Annotated in this window: 6 protein-coding genes; 5 read left to right on the top strand and 1 reads right to left on the bottom strand. The window is 44.5% G+C overall.

Going from position 1 to position 6083, the window contains the following annotated elements; all coding sequences use genetic code 11:
• The first annotated feature begins 375 nt into the window (after positions 1–375).
• From ndhL to PN457_RS14435, 4 genes are all read left to right on the top strand, one after another.
• Positions 376–609: an NAD(P)H-quinone oxidoreductase subunit L gene (ndhL, locus tag PN457_RS14450; RefSeq protein WP_271734074.1), complete on the top strand. Its 234-nt coding sequence runs from the start codon at positions 376–378 to the stop codon at positions 607–609.
• Between the two features lie 23 nt (positions 610–632).
• The gene (locus PN457_RS14445; protein ID WP_271734073.1) at positions 633–944 is read left to right on the top strand and encodes a DUF3007 family protein; all 312 of its coding nucleotides are present in this window, start codon (positions 633–635) and stop codon (positions 942–944) included.
• Positions 945–1002: 58 nt separating this feature from the next.
• Positions 1003–1845: a tryptophan synthase subunit alpha gene (gene trpA, locus PN457_RS14440; RefSeq protein WP_271734072.1), complete on the top strand. Its 843-nt coding sequence runs from the start codon at positions 1003–1005 to the stop codon at positions 1843–1845.
• Between the two features lie 199 nt (positions 1846–2044).
• Positions 2045–2710, top strand: a complete 666-nt coding sequence (locus PN457_RS14435) for a heterocyst differentiation related protein (RefSeq protein WP_271734071.1) — start codon at positions 2045–2047, stop codon at positions 2708–2710.
• Positions 2711–2767: 57 nt separating this feature from the next.
• Here PN457_RS14435 and PN457_RS14430 read toward each other — a convergent pair whose 3' ends face one another.
• Positions 2768–4570 (bottom strand): serine/threonine protein kinase, encoded by a 1803-nt coding sequence (locus tag PN457_RS14430; RefSeq protein ID WP_271734069.1) that lies wholly within the window; start codon positions 4568–4570, stop codon positions 2768–2770.
• Between the two features lie 167 nt (positions 4571–4737).
• On the opposite strand from PN457_RS14430, the gene PN457_RS14425 reads away from it, so the two are divergent.
• Positions 4738–5235: a hypothetical protein gene (locus PN457_RS14425; protein WP_271734067.1), complete on the top strand. Its 498-nt coding sequence runs from the start codon at positions 4738–4740 to the stop codon at positions 5233–5235.
• Positions 5236–6083: the final 848 nt, after the last annotated feature.

The raw sequence follows: 6083 nt of genomic DNA, 5'->3' as shown, positions 1-6083 counted from the left end.
GCATGGGAGCGGTTATCCCTTAGTAGACTTGCACGCCTTAGCCAGACGCGATATTTCTCTTAAGATTTACAAGAAAGACTACCGCTATCATTGCTTGGTTTTCGCGTTGGCAATAGTCTTAATTCAATACTTGATATCGTCGGATTATATATCAAGTGGGCGATTTTCTTAACTCACTTATGTCAATGCTTGTCAACATAGGTATAGTTTTGTCTATAAAATAGTCAGCTTAGGACTAGCTCTTTTTTGTTGCCTTTATGATTGTAGCATCTATGTCAAGAATATACAAACAATTTCTTCTTGACAACTGCAATAGCTAGACTTTCCTCAGGGGAGGGGTTCAGCCTATGATGGGGAATAGATGCACTTAATGCTATTGTCCACCTCAAGAGAAGATATATGATTGTAGCCCTGCTGTATCTGGCTTTGGCTGGAGCTTACCTGTTAGTAATCCCTATTGCTGTGATGCTGTACCTCAAACAGCGCTGGTATGTAGCCGGATCCATTGAGCGAACCGTGATGTACTTTATGGTGTTTTTCTTTTTGCCAGGGTTATTAGTTTTATCGCCGTTTGTGAATCTGCGACCCCGTCCCCGGCTTGAAGTTTAACAGATTGTTAGGTCATAAATCTCATGCGACGCATTGATGCTATTGGTATTGGCTTGGGTGTTTTTATTGCTGGTGGTTTGGGATACGTAGGATTACAGTTAGTGGGTTTAGAAGCTGCACAAGCTGGGATCTGGAGCCAAGTTTTACTAGTGAGTGGCTTGCTCGGCTGGTTGGCTTCCTATATATTCCGGGCGGTGGGAAATAAAATGACCTACCATGAACAACGGGAACAGTATGAACAGGCCTTCCTCCAAAAACGCCTAGATGAACTTACTCCTGAAGAACTGGCAAAAATTCAGGCAGAAATCTCACAAGAAGAACAAAGTCAAGTGTAAAGTTATCATTGATCAGTTATTTATAAACTGACCACTGACTCATAATTATTCTGGACACATGACCGCGATTTCTGATTGCTTTAACACCTTGGGACGAAATCGAGAGTGCGCTCTGATTCCGTTTATTACTGCTGGAGACCCAGACTTAGCAACGACAGCCGCAGCTTTGCAAGTTCTGGATCGTCACGGAGCCGATATGATTGAACTCGGTATTCCTTACTCCGATCCTCTAGCAGATGGGCCGGTAATTCAAGCGGCTGCTACCCGCGCCTTGGAACGAGGGACAAAGTTAGAACAGGTTTTAGAAATGTTGCAAGCTACTACTCCCGGCTTGCGATCGCCTATTATCCTGTTTAGTTACTACAATCCCATTTTGCACCGGGGGATTGACAAGTTTCTTGGGCAAATTGCGGCCGCAGGGGTTTCAGGATTAGTAGTCCCCGATTTACCTTTAGAGTCAGCAGCAGAATTGCTGCAACCAGCAAGTGAAATGGGTATTGACTTAACTTTGTTGGTGGCTCCTACCAGTTCCCCCGCCAGAATCAAAGCCATTGCTCGCTCTTCCCAAGGATTTATTTATTTGGTCAGTGTCACTGGTGTTACCGGGATGCGAACTCAAATGGAGTCACGAGTATCAGAGTTACTCCAACAAATACGTGAGGTTACAGATAAACCCATCGGGGTGGGATTTGGCATTTCTGAAGCTGCACAAGCCCGTCAAGTCAGAGAATGGGGAGCAGATGCGGCAATTGTGGGTAGTGCATTTGTCAAACGTTTAGCAGAAGGTACACCAGAACAGGGACTAAATGCGATCGCCCAATTTTGTCAGCATCTCAAGGCTGCGATCAAAACAAGCGATAACATCACAAATACTCAAGCGCCAGAAGACAAAGTTGGTTAAAACTAATGGAACCATAACTTTGTGAAAGTGACTTTGTGGACAATTGAGCCAATATAGTTTTGAATATTAACAGCACAAATAAGCTGTAAAAAAACTAGCTAGTCCGGTCGCTTATAGTTGAGTATTATGTAAAGTTGAGTAGGCGAATTATGATGAGTGTGAGAGTGAGTCAGTCACGAGTAACAGAGGAGCAAAAGCGATGAGTGAGAGTATGGCATTTATCGGCGGTGTTGCCGTGGCCGGACTAGCGGCGCTTGTCTTGCTCAGGGGGGCAGATAGTCCCATACAAAGTAATTTCGCTGTTTCTGCTCCCCAGATACCGGCTACTATAGCGCCGCCCCTAATGCCCCAACCCCAGATGTATTCCCCCTATGGGGTGAATCCATATTATCCCCAACCCAATCAACCGCCCTCCCCGGCTAATCCAGAGCAGCGGGTGGAAATGGAACGGCTAAATATGCAGTTGGAACGCTTAAAAAGCGACAACGAACAGCTCAGAGCGCAAAACCAACAACTCCAGTTCCAATTCCAAAATTGGCAGAACGAGCAGGTACAGTTAGCTCAACAAAATAGCCAAAAACTTACATCAGAAGCATTAAAGCCTCAAACTCCAGCAGCCCTGTGGTCTTCACCCATCATTTGGGCAGTAGGAGGCGCAACTCTCACCATTGGCGGTGGTGTTGTAGTCGCTGGTGTACTGGCTTTATTTTCACCACGCCAGCGTCCCGGTCGTACAGTACAAGTTATACATCCTTACCAGGGTCCCACCCCACCCTTAGCCCCTGTACGTCGCGCGGAATTTTTGCCTTCTTCACGGATGGAGTCCAGAGGATTTGAAGCCCGAGAATATGACCAGATGCACTAAGAGCAATATAGCCAAATCAGAATATTGATTTTAGTTATTGACCAGGCTCCCACTCCCTTACCTTGGTAAAGGAGTGACTTTTTTGCTTTGCTGATGATCTAATTTCGGTGATGTCTCTTTTGTCAGATTTTCCTCTGCCTGTTCAAATAACGATTGTATTTTGTCGCGCCAGTATTGGGTATCTGGCAACTTTTCGGGATTATTTTTATAATCTAAAACTTTGTCCCATTCACCGTCTTCTATAGCTCTATTGATATCATTAAATAGCGCCTCGGCCTTAGCCCAGTCTTTTTGCCACTGATGAATCATAGTTACTGTCTGTTTCATAGCTTGCGTGGCGTAGTCATGGGCAGAAGAAGGCGATAGCTTACCTGGCGTAGCCATACCAGGAATAGACCGACCCAAAGCGGGGGAGCCTTGTAAATCTCCTGATTCAGACTCATGAGGATCATTGGTAGACGGTGACTGATTGAATGTCTGTGCTGGTTGGGGCTGAGGAACTGGTGAAGATGCAATCAAATTACTATCATCTACTGTGTTAATAGCAATACCTTGATCTGCCAGACAAGAAACCCACTCCTGATGATTGGTAATGACATCTACATGAGCCCAACCCAAATGACCAGAATTCAATTTAACTTGTACCCAACCTAGTTTTGTCTGCTTGCCTGTAACCTCAAACTCCTTATGGGTGCTGGTTTTTTGCAAAATATCAGAATTAATGGAGCTAGGTTGAGAACGAATATTGGAATTACCAGCAACCACAGCCGAGCAGTTGTTTCTGATAGTATTATCCGCTAATTTCCGCACATTAGGATATACATTTGTGACTAAAGCCGCCGCCCCACCTGCTAAAAATAAACCAATCAAGAACGGCCAAGGGTCTATTTTGTCAGATTTTTGACTACTTGGTTTGACAGTAACAAAATTCGCCGGCGCTACTGCAATAGTTTTTTCTGGGGATACTGGGGATAAAGATTGAGTGGGTTGATGGTGATGATGGTGAGAAGATTCTGGAGGTGTGGCGGGTGTAAATACTGGATGAATTTTATGACAAGCTTGCAATGCTTCTGTTGCGCTTTGGTAACGGTCTTTGAAGTGATAATGTACCATTTTCGTCAGCACTGCCGCCAACCGGTAGTTGACGGTTGCTAAATGCTGCCATAGCAATTCCCCTGTATTGGGGTTTTCTTCTAATTCCAGGGCAGGTAGTCCTGTAAGGGCTTGAATCGCAATAATCCCTAGTGAATAAATATCACTATTAGGGCGGGGTTTACCTTGCCCTTGTTCCGTAGGCATATAGCCAGGAGTCCCCACGGCAACTGTAGCAGTACTTTTTCCCCCAACACTGGCCATTGGTAATCTTAGCTGCTTGACTGCCCCAAAATCTACTAAAACTAATTTCTGGTCACAGGCGCGGCGGATAATGTTGTCTGGTTTAATATCACGGTGAATTACGCCTTTTTGGTGAACAAATTGGAGGATTTCCAGGACTCCTAGCAACAGTTCCATGACTCGGCTTTCACTCCAAGGCTGACCGGGTATGAGTTCCGCCCCTAGGGTCTGTCCGGCAATAAATTCTTGTACTAGGTAAAATTCTTGGTTTTCATGAAAGTAAGCCAGTAGCCGGGGTATTTGGTCATGATAACCTAGATTTTCCAAGGTTTCCGCTTCGCTGTTAAATAAACGCAGGGCTGTCTCAAAAGCTCTGGGGTCGGAGGTTAAGGGCTTGAGGTGCTTAACAACACAGATAGGGTTGCCCGGTCGCTTGGTATCTTGGGCTATATAGGTTTGACCAAATCCCCCTTGAGCGAGGACTTGAATGACTTGGTAACGATGGTCTAACAGCTTACCGATCATATTTTACCCTCAGAGTTATTACTTAATGAGATTCGTTAATTTTTGATTTCATGAAAAATTATAGGGATCAAATCCGCTATTTTGGGATGAAGATTTAAACTAAAAAATTTAGTTTTTTAATAAACTTAGACTGTTTGTTTAGCATTTACTGTTCCCGTTTACTAGCAATGCCTCCTAAAATTACTAACCCAGTCACATGGCAGCAGGCTGAACTCCTGATGCAACCTGCTTTTATTCGTGTTGTGGATAATATTCGCAAGGGTCTTGACGCGTCTACTTGGAAAGGGACTTACCAGGATGTCCTGATTTGGCCCGCCAACACTACTGATGAAATTAAGGCTTTGGTAACTCAGTTGTTGCAAGAAATGGAAACTGCCACCGTAGAAAAGACAGAAGAAATTCGCGCTACTCTTACTGATCTACCAATGCCTCATCCAGGATATCATTTACTTTTGCAGCGTCAACAGCATCAGGTGAGTATAGATTTATGGGAAATTTGTTATCAAGTGTGTTTTATAAATTACACTGCTGCCCATGCAGGGGCAAATATTGATCCTAGTTTAATTGATGATGCGGGGGAGGTGGATTGGCAGCGCTTGGAAGATAAGACTAGGGATTTAGTTTCCCAGGTATTTGCTAATTTACCAGGTGATGACAGTCGGTAGGTGGGTAATTTTGGTGTTGATGGGCAATTGGTGAGAGCTTTGACACTCCCAAGACGAGTTGATTTATTTCAGGGATTAAGTAAATCATATCGTAAACGTTGCGTAGCATGGCTTGGGCCTGGGTAGCAACATCAGTTTAGAATCCCCTGTGTTTCAACCAGGGGAGATATCAAAAAATTTCCAAATTACTTTTTCCCTTGAGATTGCTACATTAGTTACAGGTGGGTGCGATTCGTTCTCTCGATCGGGAGCATTTATGCTCAGGGATGAGAGGTAAGACTGGGTAAAACCAGACCCTTATAACTGTGTGTTCATGTGGGTGAGAATCCCACCCCCTAGGTGCAAGGGTGACAGCATCTTCCTTACGGTAGCGACTAGCCATCAATCCGTAAAGCACCGAGGAAAAGGCGTTCTTACTGGGAGCCTAACCTGGTACACGTCGAGCAAAGTATCCATGAGTAGTCAACGAAGATGTGTTTGAAGCGTCGTCAATATTAACCAGCCAAATCAGGCTGACAGGCTGGAACCAAAAGGTAAAGGATAAGGAAACGGCTATTGTTTGATAGACCGTTAAGGCACTTCCGATAAACCCGGCGTATAGCATCACTCTAAAGGTACATAGAATGGACACACGGAACGAAGTAACCCCTTGTTAGCTCTTTTAGAAGGTCGAGTCTAGAAGTAGGTGCTAACCGGATGCTGCAAGCGGGGAAGATTGAGTCAGAAGCGAACGCTTAGGGTAATGCCTAAGATATGCTGACAGATTCACGGTGATATGGATGATAAAGTCTCAAGTAGGAATTATGTCTAAAACGAGTGTAAAGACTACGGTAGAATGGAACACGATT

The organism is Anabaenopsis arnoldii (assembly GCF_028331025.1).
Lineage (GTDB): Bacteria > Cyanobacteriota > Cyanobacteriia > Cyanobacteriales > Nostocaceae > Anabaenopsis > Anabaenopsis arnoldii.
The sequence above is the reverse complement of the archived record's forward strand: the minus strand, read 5'-3'. Positions and strand labels throughout refer to the sequence as shown.